This window comes from Aromatoleum anaerobium (genome assembly GCF_012910705.2).
Taxonomy (GTDB): Bacteria; Pseudomonadota; Gammaproteobacteria; order Burkholderiales; family Rhodocyclaceae; genus Aromatoleum; species Aromatoleum anaerobium.
Map to the genome: position 1 here is coordinate 349531 of NZ_WTVG02000038.1, position 20936 is coordinate 370466.

Here is a 20936-nt window from a genome sequence, read left to right on the forward strand (position 1 = left end):
GCGGCGAACGGTCGCCCGCGCTGGCGGCGGACGAGGTTTTCGCCACGCAGATGTTGTATTGACCGCACCCGGCGTCCGCTGTCATAGAAGTGCCCGATAATGCGCGCATTACAACAATCGGGCGGAAACGTGTCCGAAACGATCCCGAAGAAAGCGCTCCGGCGCCCGTGGCTGAAAATCGCTGCGCGCCTGTTTCTCGTCCTCCTGCTCCTCGCGCTGATCGCGTCAGCGGCCTTCCTGGTCTTCGAAGTGCGCAGTTCCTGGTTCCAGGCGCGCGAAATCTCGCACTACGCCGAGAACCTCCGGTACCACGTCGAAGCCGGGCCCAGCGACTCGGTCCGCTTTCCCGCGCACGGCCCGTTCGACCTTCGCCTCGGCTACGCGAAGCTGCCCCGGTTCATCGAGCGGCTGCAGGCGCGCGACATGACGATCGTGAGCCAGGCGCGGTTCTCGCCGGAGCTGGTGGATTTCACCGAACGCGGCTATTTCCCGCCGTATCGCGAGAAAACCCGCGCCGGCCTCGAGATCGAAGGCGCGCACGGCGGATCCGTATACCGTTCGTCATACCCCGTGCGCAGCTATCCCGCGTTTGAGCAGATACCCGTCCGCGTCGTGCAAAGCCTGCTTTTCATCGAGAACCGCAATCTGCTCGACCCGACACGTCCCTACCTGAACCCGGCCATAGACTGGGTGCGCTTTGGCCGCGCCGCCATGGCGCAGCTCATGAAAATCATCGATGAAGACCTGAACACTCCGGGCGGCAGCACGCTTGCGACGCAGATCGAAAAATACCGTCACTCGCCCGACGGCATCACGCATTCACCGCAGGAAAAGCTGCGCCAGATGGTATCGGCGACGGTGCGTGCCTACCGTGAAGGGTGCGAAACCCTCCCCGTGCGGCGCGACCTCGTGCTCCACTACCTGAACACCGTGCCGCTGTCCGCCGCGCCGCTGTACGGCGAAGTCCACGGGCTCGGCGACGGGCTGTGGGTCTGGTTCGGCGCCGACTTCGCGCACACCAACCGGCTTCTCGCCGCGGCCGAGGCCGAAGGCGCGGTCCTCGAGGAACAAGGGCTCGCGCTGCGCCAGGTGCTCGCGCTGATGATCGCCCACCGCCGCCCGTCACACTACCTCGGGCTCGGCCGCGACGACCTCGCGCGACTCACCGACGCCCACCTGCGCATCCTCGCCGAGGCGCGCGTCATCGGCCCCGGGCTGCGCGACGCCGCGCTCGCCGCCCGGCTCGCGTTCCGCGATCCGCACCGCGCCCGGGCGCGCGCCCCGGTCGAGGCGGACAAGGGCGCGACCCTGATCCGTACGCGCCTTGCCGGGATGCTCGACGTATCACTCTACGACCTCGACCGGATCGACCTCAAGGCTTCTGCCACCCTCGACCAGAAGCTCCAGCAAGAAGTCAGCGACTACCTCGAGCTGCTGCGCGACGTCGACTTCGCGCGCCAGACGGGCCTGATCGGCGAGCGCCTGCTCACGCCCGGCCAGGTGCCGACGGTGAACTACAGCTTCACGCTGTTCGAGCGCACCCCGGACGGCAACCGCGTGCGAGTGCAGACGGACACCACCGACCAGCCGCTCGACATCAACGAGGGCAGCAAGCTCGAACTCGGCTCGACGGCCAAGCTGCGCGTGCTCGCGACCTATCTCGAGCTCGTTGCCGAACTGCACCAGCGCTACGCCAACCAGCCGGTGCAGGTATTGCGCGAGACGACGGTCGACCGGCACGACACGCTCACGCGCTGGGCGCTCGACTATCTGATCGAGGCCGGGAACCGCGACCTGCCGACGATGCTGCAGGCGGCTCTCGAGCGCCGCTATTCGGCCAGCCCCGGCGAATCGTTTTTCACCGGCGGCGGGCTGCACACCTTCAACAACTTCCGCCGCGAGGACAACGGCCGCACGGTGACGGTTCGCGAGGCGCTGCAGGCATCGATCAACCTGCCCTTCGTGCGCCTGATGCGCGACATCGTTCGTCACACGATGTACCAGGTGCCCGGCAGCACCGCCAAGCTGCTCGAAGACGACAGCGACCCGCGCCGCGGCGAATATCTGTCGCGCTTCGCCGACCGCGAGGGCCAGGTATTCCTGCGCCGCTTCTGGCGCAAATACCAGGGCCAGGACGCGGACGAGATCCAGGCGATGCTGCTCGATGGGCTGCGCCCCACCGCCGACCGCCTCGCCGCGGCGTTCCGCTATCTGAACCCCGACGCGGATGCCAAGCGCTTCGCCGCGTTCATGCGCGGTCGCCTGCCCAATTCCGAGCTCGGCGACGCACGCCTCGCAAGCCTTTACAGGCGTTACGCCCCGGGCACCTTCGACCTGCCCGACCAGGGCTACATCGCCCGCGTGCACCCGCTCGAATTGTGGCTCGCCAGCTACCTGATGGCGCATCCCGAAGCGGGCTTCAGCGACGCCGTCGAAGCGAGCAGCGAAGAACGCCAGGCCGTGTACCGCTGGCTGTTCCGTACCCGGGCGAAAAGCGCACAGGACCAGCGGATCTACACGATCCTCGAAGTCGAGGCCTTCCTCGAGATCCACCGCCGCTGGGCGCTCCTCGGCTACCCGTTCAATCACCTCGTGCCGTCGCTGGCGACCGCCCTGGGCAGCGCCGGCGACCGTCCGGCGGCGCTCGCCGAGCTGATGGGGATCATCGTCAATGACGGCGTTCGCCAGCGCACCGCGCGCGTCGAGCGGCTGCACTTCGCCGCCGGAACTCCGTATGAAACGGTCCTCGTGCTGCGCCCCGCCGAAGGCGAACGCGTGATGGCGCCGGAGGTCGCGGCGGCGCTGCGCAGCGCGCTGTCGGAAGTCGTCGAAGGCGGCACGGCGCGGCGGCTGGCAGGCGCGTTCGCGCTGCCGGACGGCACGCTGCTCGCGGTCGGCGGCAAGACCGGCACCGGCGACAACCGCATCGTTACCTCCCGCGGGCGCGGCGGGATCGCGCTGAACCGCACCGCGACCTTCGTCTTCCATCTCGGCCCGCGGCATTTCGGCACGCTGACCGCCTATGTCATGGGTCCCGACGCTGCGGCGTACCGCTTCACGTCGGGGCTGCCAGTGCAGATCCTGAAGTCGATGGCGCCGATCCTGCTGCCGTACCTGCACGGAGCGCGCCCCGTGGAGACGATGCAGAGCGGCGCGCCGCCCACCTCGCCGGCGCCATGAATCGGACGCGTCGCAGCCGCCCCGGATGTTCCAGCCCGGCTCATCCGGGGAACGCCGCGTGAAGGTGTTTCAGGCGGCCGGCCCCGGTCGGGCTCTTCTTGTGCGGAGGCCCGCCGCCAGGCCGGCGAGGCCGATTCCGAGCAGCGCCAGCACACCCGGCTCCGGTACCGCGTTCGGCTCCACTTGCGAGGGATCCTCCGGCAGGGCGTCCGCGGCGGAAGCCTCGAACAGGAACAGGTGATAGGTCGCCCGGAAGATTCCCCGCGTCACGCTGTCCACCCAACTCGCGCGATCCTCGGCATCCTCCGCGAGCGCAAGGGCGTTCGCGACGTCGCCGATCGACGGCCCGGTGAGGTCCAGGTCGCCGGGATCCACGTCGACCGGGTCGAGCCCGAGGTTGAAGATGTGCACTCCGAAACTCGACGGCGCGCTCGTTGCGAGCATCGCCCCGAAATCGACTGCAAAGAATGGCCCCCCGGAGACCGCCGCGAGCGGATAGGCGTGAGCAGCGCCGCCTCCCGTCCAGCCCATCGCAAAGGTCGTATTCCCGCTCGTGGCGCCGGCCGTGCCCGGGTGGGTCGCCGGTGCGGTGGGCCCGCTGCGGCTGATCGTGACGGTGGCCAGGCCGGCGTAGCTGCCGAGGCTTTCCAGGTCGGTCAGCACCAGCGCATTGGCCACGGAAGGCACGATCGCCGCCAGGGCGATTCCGGAAATCCTGATGTACGTTCGCATTGTCATTGTTATTTTCCTTGCATTTTTCGGATGGAATATATGCAGGCCTCCCTGCCGGATTTCCAAAGCACTTTCCGCACCTGAATCTGGTTTGCCTTTCTTGACAAATATTTACAATTCAGCCTCTAAGCGCCGGAAAGAAAAGTGTAAATATTTTCGACAAATCGTAACCATGGTTTCGCGTATTCGTGAATCACGCCCGGCCGGCGATCCTTCCACTGAATTGCAAACAATTCTGCGCATCGTCATCGCCCGCCCCGCCCATACGTTGAATCCGGTACGAGGCCCGGCACGTCACGCCCGTCGGCAGTGATCGCGGCCTCGTCGACCGACCTGCCACTCACCCCCTTCCAGGGGTTTTCCGGGAGACACAACCAGATGTTCCGCGCTCTTCGCTTCCTCTTCGCGCTGCCGCTGGTCCTGCTTCTGGCGGGTAGCGCGTGGGCCGACCCGCCCGGCCGGGTCGGGCGCCTGGCGCTGATCGACGGCGAAGTCTCACTGCGCCCGGCCGACAGCCGGCGGTGGGAAAGCGCCAGCGTGAACTGGCCGCTGACTTCGGGCGATGCGCTCAGCACTGAAGCGGGCAGCCGCGCCGAAGTCCGCATCGGGTCGAGCGTGCTGCGCCTCGACGGCTCGACGTCCATCGACATTCGCCAGCTTGATGACGAGCGTATCCGCATCGAGCTCGAACGCGGCAGCGTCGCGATCCGGATTCGCAGCCGCGAAGCGGCGTCGGCGGTCGAGATCGAGACCCGCGACGGCCTCGTCGTCGCCGACAAGCCGGGTCAATACCGCGTCGATTACGAGGACGCCGCGACAGTCCTGACGAACTACCGCGGCGGCGAGCTCGATTTCCGCTCGGAGGACAGCGACGTCGTCGTGACCGAAGGGCGGCGCGCGCGCGTGCTGTTTTCCGACCGCACCGAAGTGCGCTGGAGCGACCCGGAGCGGGACGATTTCTCCGACTGGACACTGGCCCGCGACGAGCGCGACGACCGGCTCGGCGAGCCGCGCCACGTGTCGCCCGAGATGACCGGCGCCGAGGACCTGTATGAATACGGCGACTGGCGAACAGTCGACGATTACGGACCGGTGTGGTACCCGCGCAGCGTGCCGTCCGGTTGGGCCCCTTATCGTTCGGGGCGCTGGGTGCTGGTCCAGCCGTGGGGCTGGACCTGGGTCGACGAGGCGCCGTGGGGCTTCGCCCCGTTCCATTACGGTCGCTGGGTGATGATCGGCGGAACATGGGGCTGGGTGCCGGGCGCCTACGTTCCGCGGCCCGTGTACGCGCCTGCGCTCGTCGTGTGGATGGGCCTGCCGGGCGTGAGCATCAGCCTCTCATCCGGCTCGCTGCCGCATATCGGCTGGTTCCCCCTCGGGCCGCGCGAAGTCTACGTTCCGAGCTACCGCCACAGCACGACCTACGTGCGCCGGATCAACATCACCCATGTCACCAACGTCGTCCATATCGATCGGGCGACGCGGGAACCGCGGCACGCCCACTATGTGCATCGCGACCGGCGCGAAGCGGTGACGCTCGTGCCCGGCGAAGTCGTCAGGCATTCCCGCCCGGTCTTTCGTCATGCGCTGCGCGACGACGAGCGCAAAGGGCGCCCACCGCGCGCGGCAACTCCCGTCCCGCCGCTCGACCCGCGTCTTGTCGTCGAGCATGATCGGGTCGAACGCGCGACGCGGCCGCGGGACGAGGAGCGGCTGCGCGACGAGCAGGCGCGGCGCAGCGCCCGCCTGCGCGAAGCGGTCGAAGAGCGCCGGCAGCGGGAGCGCGCGTGGGGCCCGGAAGAACGGCGATTGCGCGACATGCCCGACGACGGACGCGGCCGCGAAGCGCCCCCCGGGCGCCGCATCGACGGCAGGGAACAGGAACCCGCCGGAACGGACGACGGGCAGCGGGTCGAGCGCGAACGGGAACGGGAACGCGAGCGTCGGCTCCCTTCCGCCCCGGAAGCACGGCCCCGTGACCCGATCCCGGCCATGCCGCAACGCGCGCCACAGCAGAACGCACGGGAGCTGCAACAGCGCCAGCAGGAACAGGAACAGCAGCGCCAGCAGCGGATGCAGCAGCAACGGGACGAGGAACAGCAGCAACAGGAACGCGCGCGCGAACAGTCGCAGCACCAGCGCGCGCTGGAGCAGCAGGAACAGCAGCGCCGTCAGACAATGGAGCGCCAGGCGGAACTCCGGCAGCGCCAGTCGCAGCAGCGCGAGCAGCAGGAACAGCTCCAGCGGCAGCAGCAGGAGCAGGAGCGGATGCAACGGCAGCAACGGGAACTGGATCAGCAGCGCCAACAGGGGATACAACAGCAACAGGAACAGCAGCGTCGTCAGGCCATGACGCGGCAGGAGGAACTCCGACAGCGCCAATCGCAGGAGCTCCAGCAGCAGCAGGAGCGCATGCAACAGCAGCAACAGCAGCAACGGGAACTGGAACAGCAACGCCAGCAGCGGATGCAGCAGCAACGGAACCAGGAACAGCAGCGCAGCCAGGCCATGGAGCGGCAGGAGGAACTGCGGCAGCGCCAGTCACAAGAGCGCGAGCGCCAGCTGCGCCAGCAACAGGACCCGTTGCAGCGACAGCAGCGGCAACTGGAACGACAGCGCGAGATGCAGGAGCGGCAGCAGAGCGAGCAGCGCAGGCAGATGGAACGACGGGCGACGGGGAATGAAGGCGACGCGCCGCGCGGCGAGCGGCGACACCCGGGCGACGAGGGCAGGCCCGGCAATTGATGGACCTGCCCCGTTGCGCTCGCTGCGGCAAGGCTCTATCTTTGCCGGCTCCACGAATGTCGTCGCCCATGTCACCTCACCCCGCCGGACTCCGACCTCCGCTGCGCTCCGTCCGCGACCGGATCCGCCAAGTCGTGCTGTTCGAGTTGGGCGGGCTGGCGCTGGTCACTCCGCCTTTCGCCTGGGCGAGCGGCGTGCCGCTGTCCGATTCGATCGGCCTGCTGGCGCTGATCGCGCTGCTCGCGGCGGCGTGGAATGCCGCGTACAACACCTGCTTTGACGGCATCGAGGCGAAGCTCGCCGGACGGACGGCCGATCGCCGGCCGCTCCCGCTGCGCATCGCGCATGCGATCGGCTTCGAAGGCGGACTGCTGCTGATGAGCCTGCCGATCATCACGGCCTGGACTGGCATGGGCTGGATCGAGGCGCTGGTCGCGGACCTCGGGCTCGCGACCGCCTACGTGCTGTACGCCTTCGCGTTCAACCTCGGGTACGACCGCGCGTTCCCGATCGAACCGCAGCGCTGCGGATCGCTTTCCAGTGCCCGGTAACCGCGGCGCTGTGCCGCTGCCGGCGCTCGAAACCCACGCCGACCTGCAGGCTCTCAACACTTTCGGGCTCCCGGCGCGCGCCGAGCGCCTCGCGCTCATCGAGCATCCGGCGCAACTCGCCGCGCTGCTCGCGCAACCCGACTGGGCAGAGGCGCCGCGGCTCGTGCTCGGCGGCGGCAGCAACCTGGTATTGAGCGGCGATTTCCACGGGCTCGTACTGAAAGTCGCGATCGGCGGACGCCGGCTCGTCGGCGACGACGACGACGCGTGGTACGTCGAGGCCGGCGCCGGAGAAAACTGGCACGACTTCGTGCGCTGGACGCTCGCGCAAGGCTGGCCGGGGCTGGAGAACCTGTCGCTCATTCCCGGCACCGTCGGCGCGGCCCCGATCCAGAACATCGGCGCGTACGGGCTCGAAATCGCCGAACGCTTCGCGTCGCTCGCCGCCGTGTCGCTCGAAACCGGCGCGAGCTTCCGGCTGAATGCCGCCGACTGCCGCTTCGGTTATCGCGACAGCATTTTCAAGCACGACCTGGCGGGCCGCGCGCTCGTCACGTCGGTCACTTTCCGCCTGCCCAAGCGCTGGCTGCCGGTCACCCGCTACGCGGACGTCGCGGACGAACTCGCCGCGCGCGGGAGCGTCGCGCCGCGTCCGCTCGACATTTCCGACGCCGTGATCGCGATCCGCCGGCGCAAGCTGCCCGACCCGGCAGCGCTCGGCAATGCCGGCAGCTTCTTCAAGAACCCGGTCGTCGACGCGGCGACGCTCGAACGTCTCGTCGCCCGCCACCCCGGGCTGCCGCACTACCTGCAGCCCGACGGCAGCGTGAAGCTCGCCGCCGGCTGGCTGATCGACCGCTGCGGCTGGAAGGGGCGCGACCTGGGCCCGGTCGGCGTGTATGAAAGGCAGGCACTGGTGCTCGTCAACCGCGGCGGGGCGACCGGCGCGGACGTCCGGCGCATTGCGCAGGCGATCCAGGACGACGTTTCGCGGCGCTTCGGCGTGGATCTCGAACCCGAGCCCGTCTTCGTCTGAAACACGGCGTTCCCGGCAAGCCGGGATTGAGTATCCGAATGTAATGGGCTCTTGAATGTAACCGAGTCTCTTCCATACTCTGCGCCCTATGGATACGCTCCAATGCTCATTCTGTAGCCACGAGAACCCGGCGACCGCGAAGTTCTGCAATGCCTGCGGTTCCCTGCTGAACCTGCAGTTGTGCAAGCATTGCGGCGCCATCGATCACGCTTCGGCGACCGCCTGCTACAAGTGCGGGGCTTCATTCGCGACCGGCGACGAGGCGAGCATGCGGCCCGGGGCGACCGGCGACGAAACCGCCGATACCGCGATGAACCCGGGTTTCCCGCACCAACCTGCCCGGCCGCAAGCGTCGCGCAGCATGAAGCCGGCCGACGATCCCGGCGAACGCCTGTCCAGCCCCTGGACGAGAGCGCTGGCGGTGGTCATTTTCGTCATCGGCGCCGCGATTCTTTACCGCATCTACTCGACCGGCGGCGAGTCGACGAGCGTGGCACCGGACGCCGCCTTGCCTTCCACCGCCCCGGTCGACGCCACGCTCCGGGCCGTCCCGCCCTCTTCCGCGCCGGCCGACGCCGGCGCGGTGTCGATCGCGCCTCCCCCGCTCGCGCCGGGATCAGCGACGAACGAGGAAGCGCTCGCGGCAGAGCCGGCGCCGCCCGCGGCCAGGACAGAACCTTCGGCACCCGCCGACAACGCCCGAGCGCCGCCCTATCCCTGCACTCCTGCAGTCGCCGCACTCGGACTATGCAACTGAGTGCAACTGAGAGGCTGTGAAAAATCCCCGGCCAGTTATATGCCTTTGGTATAATTAGGTCTTGCTACGAGGTCTGGATTTGCGCCGATGACGAAGACGCGAGCACGGGTGCTGCTGCCCAACCGGGGGCAGATGGAGTTTCGGGCGAGTGACCTGGAGTCACTGCTGCCGGAGGGGCATCGGGCGCGCCTGGTGTGGGCGTACGTCGAGCGGCAAGACCTGTCACGGTTCTACGCCGGGATTCGTGCGGTCGATGGCGGGGTGGGCCGCTCGGCAATCGCGCCGGAGATTTTGCTGGCGCTGTGGTTGTACGCCACGCTCGACGGGGTGGGCAGCGCGCGGGCGGTGTCACGGCTGATCGAATCGCATGACGCCTACCGCTGGTTGTGCGGCGGGGTTCAGGTCAATCACCACACCCTTTCGGACTTTCGCAAGGATCAGGGCGAAGGGCTGGACGAGTTGTTGAGTGTGAGCATCGCCAGCCTGATGGCGGCCGGGGTAGTCAAGCTCAAACAGGTGGCGCAGGACGGGATGCGTGTGCGCGCCAGCGCCGGGGCGGGCTCGTTTCGCCGCAAGGAGAAGCTCGAAGGCTACCTGGAGGCGGCGCGTGCCGAAGTCGCGCGGCTCAAAGCCGAGGTGGAGGCGGACCCGGGAGAGGCCGAACGGGCGCGGGAAGCGGCCCGGCTACGGGCGGCGAAAGAGCGTGAAGCGCGTCTTGAGAAGGCGCTGGCGCGGCTGCCCGAGATCGAAGCGATCAAGCAGCGGCAAGGCAAAAACCCCGACCAGGCGCGCGCGTCGATGACCGATGCCGAAGCGACGGTGATGAAGATGGGCGACGGCGGCTTTCGGCCGGCGTACAACCCGCAACTGGCGAGCGACGCCGACTCGCTGGTGATCGTGGGGGTCGAGGTGGCCACCGTCGGCAGCGACCAAGGGCAGATGGTGCCGATGATCGAGCAGGTCACCGCGCGCTGCGGTCGGCTGCCCGAAGCCTGGCTGGTCGATGGCGGCTACGTCGGACACGAGCAGATCGAGCAGGCGAGCCAAAGCACCGTCGTCTATGGGCCGGTGCCGCAACCCAAGAACAAGGCGGTCGATCCTCACCAGGCGAAGGCCGGCGACAGCGAAGCGGTGGCGGCCTGGCGGCAACGGATGGGCACGGACGAGGCGAAGGTCATTTACAAGCGGCGAGCGGCAACGGCCGAATGCGTCAATGCGCACAGCCGCAACCGCGGCCTGCAGCAGTTCCGGGTGCGGGGTCTGGCGAAGGTCAAGTGTGTGATGCTGATCTTTGCTTTGGCGCACAACCTGATGCGCATGGTCAGCCTCGCACCGGAATTGCTCGGGGTAGGGATAGGTGCGTCTGCCGTTCCCGGAATCGGGGTTTAAGGGGCGAAAAATGGGGAAAAACGTCAAATGAACCGTCGATAGCAGCACAAACGGTGCAAAAACCCTATCGCGCCCAGCAAAACGGCGTTAACCCCGCTCGCGCGTCTAATCGGTCCTGCGAACGAAAGATTCACAAACTCTGAGCATTCAGGCAAAAAGGGGAACCAAAATGCGGGTATCGGCGATCGGCATCGTGGCATGCACCTTCCTGGCCCTCCAGCCTCCGGCAGCATCGGCGGCGGCGGAGTTCAAGATCGTGACCGCCTCGGAGCGCGGCACCTACATCCAGATCGGCCGCGACATCGCGAAGTTCGTCGCGCCGGAAGCGAACATCGCGCTCGAGGTGCTGCCGTCGGCCGGCTCGGCCGAAAACGTGCGACGCCTGCGCTACGAGCCCGGCGTGAAGTTCGCGATGGTGCAGTCGGACGTCTATCAGGCGTTCCTCGATCAGGCGCAGGAGGGCAACGTCGCCGCGGCCCGCATGCTGCATCCGCTGCGCGTGATCATGCCGCTGTACAACGAGGAGATCTACTTCATCACGCGGGCCGACACCCCGGCCGAATTCATCCACGAAATAAAGGACGCGAAAATCAACGTCGGCCCGGTAGGCAGCGGCACCGCGCTGTCGGCGACGACGCTGTACCGGCTGATGTTCGGCAAACCGATCGCCGAGGAAAACACCAGCTACCTTTCGAACGAGGACGCGCTCGTCAAGCTGTTGACCGAAAAAACGCTCGATGTCGTCGTCGTCGTCGCCGGGCAGCCGGCGAAGCTCCTGACCGACATGAAACCCGAGGCGCGGCAGTTCATCAAGCTGCTCAAGCTCGATCCCAACCACAGCACGGCCCGGGCCGCGCTGCGCACGTATTTCCCGGCGACCGTACGCGCCGCGAACTATCCCAACGTGCTGACCGAGGACGTCCCCGGCCTCGCCGTCAAGGCGTTCCTCGTGACCTACGATTACAATCGCCCCGAGACGATCCGTTACCTGACCAAATTCGCCGAATCGCTGTGCCACAATTTCCCGCGGCTGCGCACCGAAGGCCATCCGAAGTGGAATGAAGTCGAGCTTTCGCTGCCGGCGCTGGGCAAGGGCTGGTCCTACTTTCCGCCGATGGAGCGACACCTGCGCGCATGCCCGGCGATGACGGCGGCGTCGCAGGCCGTGAAGCGGAGGCAGTGCTCGCAGCAGGAAAAGATTCTGGGCCTGTGCGAGTGAGCGACGGCCCGCGGTGGAGAACTCGCGGAGGAAATCCCGGAGCCGCGGAAAATAGTTCAGGCAGCCAGGGGCGGCCGGGTTAAGCTTTTCGACCGATGAGTCGCTCCTGTCCTGCCTGCGCCGTACCGCGATGCCTTCCGAATTCGACCTGATCCGCCGCCACTTCACCCGCCCCGCCCGTCACACTGAGCTCGCCGTCGGCGATGACGCGGCGCTGTTCACGCCGCGGCCGGGCATGCAGCTCGCGACCTCGACCGACATGCTGGTCGCCGGCACGCATTTCTTCGCCGACGCGGACCCCGAGGCGCTGGGCTGGAAAGCGCTGGCCGTCAACATCTCGGATCTCGCGGCGATGGGAGCCGAACCGCGCTGGGCGCTGCTCGCGCTCGCCCTGCCAGCCGCCGACGAAGCGTGGATCGAGGCGTTCGCGCGGGGCCTGTTCGCGTGCGCCGGGCGCTTCGGCGTCGACCTCGCGGGCGGCGACACGACGCGCGGCCCGCTGAACCTGTGTGTGACGATCATCGGTGAAGTGCCAACAGGCACGGCGATCACGCGCGCCGGCGCCCGCCCGGGCGACGACATCTGGATCACCGGCGAACCCGGCCGCGGTGCGCTCGGCCTCGCTTTCCTGCGCGGCGAGACGGCCCTCGATGCCGACGCCGTCGCGCCATGCATCGACGCGCTGCATCGCCCCCAACCGCGCGTCGCGGCCGGCCTCGCGCTGCACGGTGTCGCCCACGCGATGCTGGACGTCTCCGACGGGCTGGTCGGCGATCTCGCGCACATCCTCGAGGCTTCCGGCACCGGCGCGGTCCTCGACCTCGCCGCGCTGCCGCTCGGCGCGCTGCTCGCGGTCGGCGCCGACGTCGAATTCGCGCAGCGCTGCGTGCTCGGCGGCGGCGACGACTACGAGCTGCTATTCACCGCCGCCGCGGCGCAGCGCGAGCACCTCGGCGCGCTCGCCCGGCGGCTGGATCTGCCGTTCACACGCATCGGCACAATCACCGGCGACACCGGCCGCTTGCTGCTGCGGCACGCCGACGGCAGCGAACGCCCGCCGGCGTGCCGCAGCTACGATCATTTCGCCTGATTTTCATTGACGCTCCCGATGCTGTCACCTTCCCCTGCGCGACAAGGGCCCACGATGATGCCCCCCTCGTACCGCCTGCTCCTGAGCCATCCGGCCCATTTCATCTCCCTGGGCTTCGGCGCGGGGCTCGCGCCGCGCGCTCCCGGCACTGCCGGCACGCTCGTCGCCTGGCTGCTGTACCCGCTGCTGCGGGCACCGATCTCTGACTTCGTGTTCCTCGCGCTGCTGGCGAGTTTCTTCGTCGCCGGCCTGATCGCCGCTGACCGCACCGGCCGGGCCCTCGGCGTGCCCGACCACGGGGCGATCGTCTGGGACGAGATCGTCGCTTTCTGGCTGGTACTATTCTTCACCCCGGCGAGCCTGCTCTGGCAGAGCCTCGCGTTCGTGCTGTTCCGCTTTTTCGATATCGTCAAGCCGCAACCAATCCGGTGGGTGGACAGTCGCATCAAGGGTGGCTTGGGCGTGATGCTCGACGACGTGATCGCGGCCGGCTACGCCATTCTCGCGCTGGCTCTGCTGGTGCGTTTTTTTGGATGAGATGATGGACAGGGAACTGGCTGCACTGTCGGCGGAAACCGGCACGTGGCTCGGTGCACGGGGCATGCGCCTTGCAAGTGCCGAATCGTGCACCGGCGGCTGGATCGCCGAAGTGGTCACGGCAACTGCCGGCAGTTCGACGTGGTTCGACTGCGGCTTCGTGACGTACTCCAACGAGGCCAAGCAGGATCTCCTCGGGGTGAGGGCGGCGACGCTGGCGGACTTCGGCGCGGTCAGCGAGGAAACCGTGCGCGAGATGGTTGCCGGTACGCTTGCACGCAGCCGCGCCGATCTCGCGCTGGCGGTGTCCGGCGTCGCCGGCCCGGGCGGCGGCACCGCGGCCAAGCCGGTCGGCATGGTGTGTTTCGCGTGGGGTCGGCGCGAGGCCGGGATCAGCAGCGAAACGCGGCATTTTTCCGGCGACCGCGAGGCGGTGCGGCGCCAAGCGGTGATCCGGGCACTGCGCGGGATAATGACATATGATTTACCGGTGGGCCGCTGAAGCAGCGCCCTGCGTACCAGCAATCTCTGTGCCATAATTCGCAAAGTTTGAAAGGACAGGACATGGACGACAACAAGGCCAAGGCCCTCGCCGCCGCGCTCTCGCAGATCGAGAAGCAATTCGGCAAAGGCTCGATCATGCGGATGGGCGACGGCACCATCGAACGTGACATCCAGACGGTGTCGACCGGCTCGCTCGGCCTCGACATCGCGCTCGGTCTGGGCGGCCTGCCGCGCGGCCGGGTGGTCGAGATCTACGGCCCGGAATCCTCCGGCAAGACGACGCTGACGCTGCAAGTCATCGCCGAAATGCAGAAGCTCGGCGGCACCGCGGCCTTCATCGACGCCGAGCATGCGCTCGACGTCGGCTACGCAGAAAAGCTTGGCGTGAACATTACCGACCTGCTGATCTCGCAGCCGGACACCGGCGAGCAGGCGCTCGAGATTGCCGACATGCTGGTGCGCTCGGGCGGCGTCGACATCGTCGTCATCGACTCAGTCGCGGCGCTGACGCCGAAGGCCGAGATCGAAGGCGAGATGGGCGACCAGCTGCCCGGCCTGCAGGCCCGCCTGATGAGCCAGGCGCTCAGGAAGCTCACCGCCAACATCAAACGCACCAACACGCTGGTGATCTTCATCAACCAGATCCGCATGAAGATCGGCGTGATGTTCGGCAGCCCGGAGACCACGACCGGCGGCAACGCGCTGAAGTTCTACGCCTCGGTGCGGCTCGACATCCGCCGCACCGGCGCGATCAAGAAAGGCGACGAAGTGGTCGGCTCGGAGACGCGCTGCAAGGTCGTCAAGAACAAGGTCGCGCCGCCGTTCAAGGAAGCGCATTTCGACATCCTCTATGGCGAAGGCATTTCGCGCGAAGGCGAGATCATCGACCTCGGCGTGCAGCACAAGATCGTCGACAAGTCCGGCGCGTGGTATGCGTACAAGGGCGAGAAGATCGGCCAGGGCAAGGACAATTCGCGCGAATTCCTGCGCGCGAACCCGGCCCTCGCGCGCGAGATCGAAAACAAGGTCCGCGCGCTGGTCGGCCTGAACGCGATGGCAGTCGAGGGTGCACCGGCCGGGGTTGCCCCCGTCGAGCCCTGAGCGGCGCACGATGGCTGAAATCAGCTTGCGGGAACGGGCGGTGCGCCATCTGGCGCGGCGCGACCATTCCCGCGCCGAACTCGCCCGCAAGCTGGCGCCTTACGGCACCGCCGAGGAAATCGACGACGTCCTGAACCGCATGCACGAACTGGAACTGCTCTCCGACCGGCGCTTCGCCGAAGCCTGGGTGCGCGGCAAGGCCGCCCGCTTCGGCACCGCCCGCCTGCGCCACGACCTGGCGCAGCGCGGGGTCGCGCGCGACACTGTCGATGCGGCGCTGGCGGCCGAAGGCGGCGACGACGAGCTCGGCCGCGCCCGCCAGGTCTGGACGGGCAAGTTCGGCATCGCCCCGGCCGATGCCCGTGAATGGGCGAAGCAGGCGCGCTTCCTGCAGAGCCGGGGGTTCGGCGGCGACGTGATCCGCAAGGTACTGAACGAGACGCCCGATGAGTCTGCTTAAGGTTGCCGGGCTGCAGAAGCGCTACAAGGCGCGCACGGTCGTCCACGACGTCGGCTTCGAAGTCGGCAGCGGCGAAGTCGTCGGACTGCTCGGGCCGAACGGCGCCGGCAAGACCACCTGTTTCTACATGATCGTCGGGCTGGTGCGGGCGGACGGCGGCGACATCACGCTCGACGAGGCGCTTCTCACGCACCTGCCGATCCACGCTCGCGCGCGTCTCGGGCTGTCCTACCTGCCGCAGGAAATGAGCGTCTTCCGCAAGCTCACCGTCGCCGAGAACATCCGCGCGGTGCTCGAACTGCAGGCGCTCACCGAAGAAAAGATCACCGCGCGACTCGAACAACTGCTCGACGAGCTCGGCATCGCGCACCTGCGCGACAACACCGCGATCTCGCTGTCCGGCGGCGAGCGGCGGCGTTGCGAAATCGCCCGCGCGCTCGCCACCGACCCGCGCCTGATCCTGCTCGACGAGCCGTTCGCCGGCGTCGACCCGATTGCGGTGCTCGACATCCAGAAGATCATCCGTTTTCTCAAGGACCGCGGCATCGGGGTGCTGATCACCGACCACAACGTGCGCGAGACGCTCGGCATCTGCGATCGCGCCTACATCATCAGCGAAGGCCGCGTGCTCGCCAGCGGGCGGCCCGGCGAAATCGTCGCCAACGAAAAAGTCCGCCAGGTCTATCTCGGCGAACATTTCCGCCTCTGAGCCAGATCGAGCCGCCTCACGATGAAGCCGACCCTCCAGCTCAAACTCTCCCAGCACCTCACGCTGACGCCGCAGCTGCAGCAGTCGATCAAGCTGCTGCAGCTATCGACGCTCGAACTGAACCAGGAACTCGAACGCTTCCTGCTCGAGAACCCGATGCTCGAACGCGAGGACGGCGACGGCAGCGATTTTGCCCCTCCGCCCGCCACCGCGGCAGCAGCCGGCGGCGAGAGCGAAAATCCTCCCGCCGCGAACGAACAGCACGCCGAAGCGGGACCGGCGAACCTCGACGAAGCCGGTGAATGGTCGAGCGCCGGAAGCGGCTCGTCGAACCGCGACGACGAGGACGACAGCGACTACCAGGAGTTCCAGGCCGCCGAGACCAGCCTGCGCGATCACCTCGACCAGCAGGTCAGCCTGTCGCCGCTGTCCGATCGCGACCGCGCGCTGGTGCGCTTCATCATCGAGGCGCTCGATGACGACGGTTATCTGAACCAGTCGCTCGAAGAGCTGCTGCCGCTGCTGCCGCCGGAACTCGAATACGACCTCGACGATCTGTCGATCGCGCTGCACCATGTGCAGAACCTCGACCCCGCAGGCGTCGCGGCGCGCACGCCGCAGGAATGTCTCAGCCTGCAGCTGCGCGCGATGCGGCCGAGCCCGACGCGCGAGCTCGCGCTGAAGATCGTCGATCATCACCTCGAACTGCTCGCCGAACGCAATTTCGTCCGCCTCAAACGCCTGCTCGGCTGCGACGACGATGCGCTGCGCTGCGCGCACCTGCTGATCTGCAGTCTCGACCCGCACCCGGGCTCGCAGCATTCGGTGCAGGAAACGCGCTACATCATGCCCGACGTCGTCGTGCGCAAGCAGCGCGGGCGCTGGGTCGTCACGCTGAACCCCGAAGCGATGCCGAAACTGCGCATCAACTCGCTGTACGCCAGCATCCTGCAGCAGAACCGCGGTTCGGGCGGGGCCTTGACGAGCCAGTTGCAGGAAGCGCGCTGGCTGATCAAGAACGTGCAGCAGCGTTTCGACACGATCCTGCGCGTCTCCCAGGCGATCGTTGACCAGCAGCGGCAGTTCTTCGATTATGGCGAGGTCGCGATGCGCCCGCTGACACTGCGGGAAATCGCGGACCAGCTGGAACTGCACGAATCCACCGTGTCGCGGGTCACGACACAGAAATTCATGGCGACCCCACGGGGCGTGTTCGAACTCAAGTATTTTTTCGGCAGTCACGTCGCCACCGATACCGGTGGAGCGGCATCCTCAACGGCGATTCGCGCGCTGATCCGCCAGTTGGTCGAGGCCGAAGACAGAAAGAAACCTTTGTCCGACGCAAAGATTGCCGAATTGTTGGGCCAGCAGGGTATCGTGGTGGCGCGGCGCACCATTGCAAAATACCGCGAATCACTCAATATCCCGCCGGTCAGCCTGCGCAAGACGATCTGAAAAGAGGAATGATCATGAATCTCAACATCACCGGACATCACGTCGAAGTCAGCCCCGCGATCCGCGAATATGTCTCGAACAAGCTCGACCGCGTGATCCGCCATTTCGACAACGTGACGAGCGTCGGCGTGATTCTGTCGGTGGAGAAGCTCAAGCAGAAGGCGGAAGTGACCCTGCACGTGCGCGGCAAGGACATCTACGTCGAAAGCGACGACGTCGACCTGTATGCGGCGATCGACGCGATGATCGACAAGCTCGACCGGCAGGTCATGAAGTACAAGCAGAAAGCGTTTGACCACAACCACGACGCGCTGAAGCATCAAAGCACGGAACTCTGATCGAGTCCCTCTCTCTTCCCGCTCCAGGGTGTGTCTATAATTCGTGGGCATCCGTCCCACGCCTGCGACACCCCCCACGACTTTTCCCGCGCGCGCGGCACCCCTGGGGCGCCGCGCGCGTCATGAGCAGCATGAGCCTCATTGCCGAACTCCTGCCACCTTCAAACGTGGTCATCGACCTCGACGCGAGCAGCAAGAAGCGCGTCTTTGAACAGGCTGGCCTGCTGTTCGAGAACAACCACGGCATCGCCCGCAGCGTGGTATTCGACAGCCTGTTTTCACGCGAACGCCTCGGTTCCACCGGGCTCGGCCAGGGGATCGCGATTCCCCACGGCCGCATCAAGGGCCTGAAGGATGCGGCGGGGGCGTTTCTGCGTCTCGCAACGCCGGTGCAGTTCGATGCGCCGGACGGGCGGCCAGTCAATATGCTGTTCGTGCTGCTGGTGCCGGAGCAGGCGAACGAGCGCCACCTGCAGTTGCTCTCCGAACTCGCGCAGATGTTCAGCGACCGCGACTTCCGCGAGCGCCTGCTCAATGCGCCCGATGCCGCCACGATCCATTCCCTGTTCGCCTCCTGGGGGCCCCATGCGACAGACGAACGTCGCGCTGCTGTATGAAGCCCAGCGCGAGAGGCTGGCGCTGACGCACGTCAGCGGACAGCTCGACCGCACGATCTCGGTCACCGAAGACCGCATCTGGCCGGCAGACCTGATCGGGCACCTGAACCTGATCCACCCCGCCCGGCTGCAGGTCCTCGGGGCCGCGGAGCTGGCCTGGGCGCAGCGTCAGTCGCGCGAAAAAGTCGGCCATCATGTCACCGAGATCATCAACGCACGCCCGCCGGCGATCATCGTTGCCGACAAATGTGAAATCCCCCCGATCCTGCGCACGATCTGCGAGAACGCCGACATCGCGCTGTTCACCACGCCTCATCCGGCCGCCAGCGTCATCGATCAGCTCCGTTTGTACCTGTCGCGCGAGCTCGCCGAAAAGACCTCGCTGCACGGCGTGTTCATGGACGTGCTCGGACTGGGCGTGTTCATCACCGGCAATTCCGGCGCCGGGAAGTCCGAACTCGCGCTGGAGCTGATCTCGCGCGGGCACGGCCTGGTCGCCGACGACATCGTCGAGTTCTCGCGCATCGCGCCGACCGTGCTCGAAGGCCGCTGCCCCGAAATGCTGAAGGATTTCATCGAGGTGCGCGGTTTGGGCATCCTCAATATCCGCACCATCTTCGGCGAGACCGCGTGCCGCCGGAAAATGCGCCTGCGCCTCGTGGTCCATCTCGAGCGGCGCCTGCCCGGCCAGACCGATCCTTCCCGGCTGCCGATGCACCGCGAAACCCAGGAGGTGCTGGGCGTGCCGATCATCCGCGCGATCCTGCCGGTTGCGGCCGGGCGCAACATCGCGGTGCTGCTCGAGGCGGCCGTGCGCTCGACGATCCTGCAACTGCGCGGGATCGATTCGACGCAGGAGTTCATCGACCGGCAGCAACGCATGCTCGAAGGCGAGCCGGACCGGGACTGATCCTGCCGGACTGATCCCGCTTGCCGCCGTGCCGCACCGGCTGCTACGCTCGTTGCCTTTGCTTCTCCCGCTCAGGGACCGTCGATGACTGCCGCAATACCGGACTATCTGGAAAGAATCCTCAACGCCCGCGTCTATGACGTCGCGGAGGAAACCCCGCTCGATCTCGCCCCGAACCTGTCCGCACGCATCCACAACCGCATCTACCTCAAGCGCGAGGACATGCAGCCGGTGTTCAGCTTCAAGCTGCGCGGCGCCTACAACAAAATGGCGCACCTGCCGCCGCAGGCACTCAAGCGGGGAGTGATCTGCGCCTCGGCCGGCAATCACGCGCAAGGCGTCGCGCTGTCGGCGCAGAAGCTCGGCGTGCGCGCCGTGATCGTGATGCCGACCTCGACCCCGCAGATCAAGGTCGACGCGGTCAGGGCGCGGGGCGGCGAAGTGGTGCTCGCCGGCGATTCCTACTCCGACGCCTACGCCCACTCGCTGGAACTGGAAAAGGCGGACAAGCTCACTTTCGTCCATCCCTATGACGACCCGGACGTCATCGCCGGGCAGGGCACGATCGGCATGGAGATCCTGCGCGCGCACCCCGATCCGATCCACGCGGTCTTCTGCGCCGTCGGCGGCGGCGGGCTGATCGCCGGCGTTGCGGCTTACGTGAAGCGGCTGCGGCCCGAAATCCGGATCGTCGGCGTCGAGACGGTGGACGCCGACGCGATGACACGCTCGCTTGCCGCGGGCGAACGGGTCGTGCTCGACCAGGTCGGCCTGTTCGCCGACGGCACTGCGGTCAAGCAGGTCGGCGAGGAGACTTTCCGCCTGTGCCGGCAGTATGTGGACGAGATGATCCTGGTCGACAACGACGCGATCTGCGCCGCGCTGAAAGACGTCTTCGAGGACACGCGCTCGATCCTCGAACCGTCCGGGGCGCTCGCGATCGCCGGCGCCAAGGAATACGCGAAGCGCCACAACCTGCACGGCAAGTGCCTGGTGGCGGTGGCATCCGGCGCGAACATGAACTTCGACCGCTTGCGTTTCGTCGCCGAACGCGCCGAAGTCGGCGAGCAACGCGAAGCGGTGTTCGCGGTGACGATCCCGGAACGCCCCGGCTCGTTCCGCAAATTCTGCAGCCTGGTCGGCGACCGCCACATCACCGAGTTCAACTATCGCTACGCCGACCCGGAGCAGGCGCACATCTTCGTCGGCGTGTCGGTGCACAACCGCGCCGAGGCTTCCCGCCTCATCGAGATGCTCGGGCGCCACGAGCTGCCGGCCGTCGACCTCAGCGACGACGAAATGGCGAAGAGCCACATCCGCTACATGGTCGGCGGCCGCGCGCCGCACGTCGATCACGAGCTCGTGTACCGCTTCGAATTCCCGGAGCGCCCCGGCGCGCTGATGAATTTCCTCACCAACCTGCACTCGGACTGGAACATCAGCCTGTTCCACTACCGCAACCACGGCTCGGATTTCGGCCGCGTGCTGGTCGGCATGCAGGTGCCTCCCGGCGACAAGACGGCCTTCGGCGCGTTCCTCGACCGGCTCGGCTATGAATACGCCGACGAGTCCGGGAACCCCGCGTACCGCATGTTCCTCGGCTGAA

At 67.1% G+C, this 20936-nt stretch carries 20 protein-coding genes; 19 read left to right on the top strand and 1 reads right to left on the bottom strand.

The genetic code is table 11. The annotated features are described in order from the left end of the window. The first annotated feature begins 99 nt into the window (after nucleotides 1-99). Nucleotides 100-3180, top strand: coding sequence for a transglycosylase domain-containing protein (locus tag GO606_RS10600; RefSeq protein ID WP_169118618.1), 3081 nt, complete (start codon nucleotides 100-102; stop codon nucleotides 3178-3180). A 69-nt stretch (nucleotides 3181-3249) separates the two neighbouring features. On the opposite strand, the gene GO606_RS10605 is transcribed toward GO606_RS10600, so the two are convergent. Next, entirely contained in the window at nucleotides 3250-3912 is a 663-nt protein-coding gene (locus tag GO606_RS10605; RefSeq protein ID WP_246979480.1) for a PEP-CTERM sorting domain-containing protein, read from the bottom strand. Here GO606_RS10605 and GO606_RS10610 point away from each other — a divergent pair. The 18 genes from GO606_RS10610 (at nucleotide 3899) to ilvA (ending at nucleotide 20935) form a co-directional block, all read left to right on the top strand. After that, nucleotides 3899-4225 carry a hypothetical protein gene (locus tag GO606_RS10610; protein WP_169118616.1) on the top strand — a complete coding sequence of 109 codons (327 nt, stop codon included), beginning with the start codon at nucleotides 3899-3901 and terminating at the stop codon, nucleotides 4223-4225. The genes GO606_RS10605 and GO606_RS10610 overlap by 14 nt on opposite strands. Nucleotides 4226-4290: 65 nt before the next feature. Further along, complete coding sequence (locus GO606_RS10615; protein ID WP_169118615.1) at nucleotides 4291-6657, top strand: DUF6600 domain-containing protein; 2367 nt, start codon at nucleotides 4291-4293, stop codon at nucleotides 6655-6657. Nucleotides 6658-6725: 68 nt separating this feature from the next. Then, nucleotides 6726-7208, top strand: coding sequence for a PACE efflux transporter (locus GO606_RS10620; RefSeq protein WP_169118614.1), 483 nt, complete (start codon nucleotides 6726-6728; stop codon nucleotides 7206-7208). Continuing rightward, complete coding sequence (murB, locus tag GO606_RS10625; protein ID WP_169118613.1) at nucleotides 7198-8244, top strand: UDP-N-acetylmuramate dehydrogenase; 1047 nt, start codon at nucleotides 7198-7200, stop codon at nucleotides 8242-8244. Before GO606_RS10620 ends, murB begins: the two co-directional genes overlap by 11 nt. A gap of 88 nt (nucleotides 8245-8332) precedes the next feature. Next, entirely contained in the window at nucleotides 8333-9001 is a 669-nt protein-coding gene (locus GO606_RS10630; protein WP_169118612.1) for a zinc ribbon domain-containing protein, read from the top strand. Between the two features lie 87 nt (nucleotides 9002-9088). Beyond that, a complete protein-coding gene (locus tag GO606_RS10635; protein WP_169120921.1) occupies nucleotides 9089-10390 on the top strand; it encodes an IS1182 family transposase in 1302 nt (433 codons plus the stop codon). Nucleotides 10391-10559: 169 nt separating this feature from the next. Beyond that, complete coding sequence (locus tag GO606_RS10640) at nucleotides 10560-11609, top strand: TAXI family TRAP transporter solute-binding subunit (RefSeq protein WP_169119727.1); 1050 nt, start codon at nucleotides 10560-10562, stop codon at nucleotides 11607-11609. A 130-nt stretch (nucleotides 11610-11739) separates the two neighbouring features. Beyond that, nucleotides 11740-12699, top strand: coding sequence for a thiamine-phosphate kinase (thiL, locus tag GO606_RS10645; protein WP_169119726.1), 960 nt, complete (start codon nucleotides 11740-11742; stop codon nucleotides 12697-12699). Nucleotides 12700-12756: 57 nt separating this feature from the next. After that, nucleotides 12757-13236: a phosphatidylglycerophosphatase A family protein gene (locus tag GO606_RS10650; RefSeq protein ID WP_169119730.1), complete on the top strand. Its 480-nt coding sequence runs from the start codon at nucleotides 12757-12759 to the stop codon at nucleotides 13234-13236. A 1-nt stretch (nucleotide 13237) separates the two neighbouring features. Beyond that, nucleotides 13238-13738 (top strand): nicotinamide-nucleotide amidohydrolase family protein, encoded by a 501-nt coding sequence (locus tag GO606_RS10655; protein WP_169119725.1) that lies wholly within the window; start codon nucleotides 13238-13240, stop codon nucleotides 13736-13738. Between the two features lie 62 nt (nucleotides 13739-13800). Next, complete coding sequence (gene recA, locus GO606_RS10660; RefSeq protein WP_169119724.1) at nucleotides 13801-14841, top strand: recombinase RecA; 1041 nt, start codon at nucleotides 13801-13803, stop codon at nucleotides 14839-14841. A gap of 10 nt (nucleotides 14842-14851) precedes the next feature. Beyond that, nucleotides 14852-15301, top strand: coding sequence for a recombination regulator RecX (gene recX / locus GO606_RS10665; RefSeq protein ID WP_169119723.1), 450 nt, complete (start codon nucleotides 14852-14854; stop codon nucleotides 15299-15301). Next, the gene (gene lptB, locus GO606_RS10670) at nucleotides 15288-16010 is read left to right on the top strand and encodes an LPS export ABC transporter ATP-binding protein (RefSeq protein WP_169119722.1); all 723 of its coding nucleotides are present in this window, start codon (nucleotides 15288-15290) and stop codon (nucleotides 16008-16010) included. Before recX ends, lptB begins: the two co-directional genes overlap by 14 nt. Nucleotides 16011-16031: 21 nt before the next feature. After that, complete coding sequence (locus GO606_RS10675; protein ID WP_169119721.1) at nucleotides 16032-17465, top strand: RNA polymerase factor sigma-54; 1434 nt, start codon at nucleotides 16032-16034, stop codon at nucleotides 17463-17465. Nucleotides 17466-17479: 14 nt separating this feature from the next. Then, a complete protein-coding gene (gene hpf / locus GO606_RS10680) occupies nucleotides 17480-17803 on the top strand; it encodes a ribosome hibernation-promoting factor, HPF/YfiA family (RefSeq protein ID WP_169119720.1) in 324 nt (107 codons plus the stop codon). 131 nt (nucleotides 17804-17934) lie between these two features. Continuing rightward, nucleotides 17935-18420 carry a PTS IIA-like nitrogen regulatory protein PtsN gene (ptsN, locus tag GO606_RS10685; protein ID WP_169119729.1) on the top strand — a complete coding sequence of 162 codons (486 nt, stop codon included), beginning with the start codon at nucleotides 17935-17937 and terminating at the stop codon, nucleotides 18418-18420. Further along, nucleotides 18389-19330 (top strand): HPr(Ser) kinase/phosphatase, encoded by a 942-nt coding sequence (gene hprK, locus GO606_RS10690; RefSeq protein ID WP_169119719.1) that lies wholly within the window; start codon nucleotides 18389-18391, stop codon nucleotides 19328-19330. Before ptsN ends, hprK begins: the two co-directional genes overlap by 32 nt. 84 nt (nucleotides 19331-19414) lie before the next feature. Continuing rightward, the gene (gene ilvA, locus GO606_RS10695; protein ID WP_169119718.1) at nucleotides 19415-20935 is read left to right on the top strand and encodes a threonine ammonia-lyase, biosynthetic; all 1521 of its coding nucleotides are present in this window, start codon (nucleotides 19415-19417) and stop codon (nucleotides 20933-20935) included. The last annotated feature ends 1 nt before the right edge of the window (nucleotide 20936 follow it).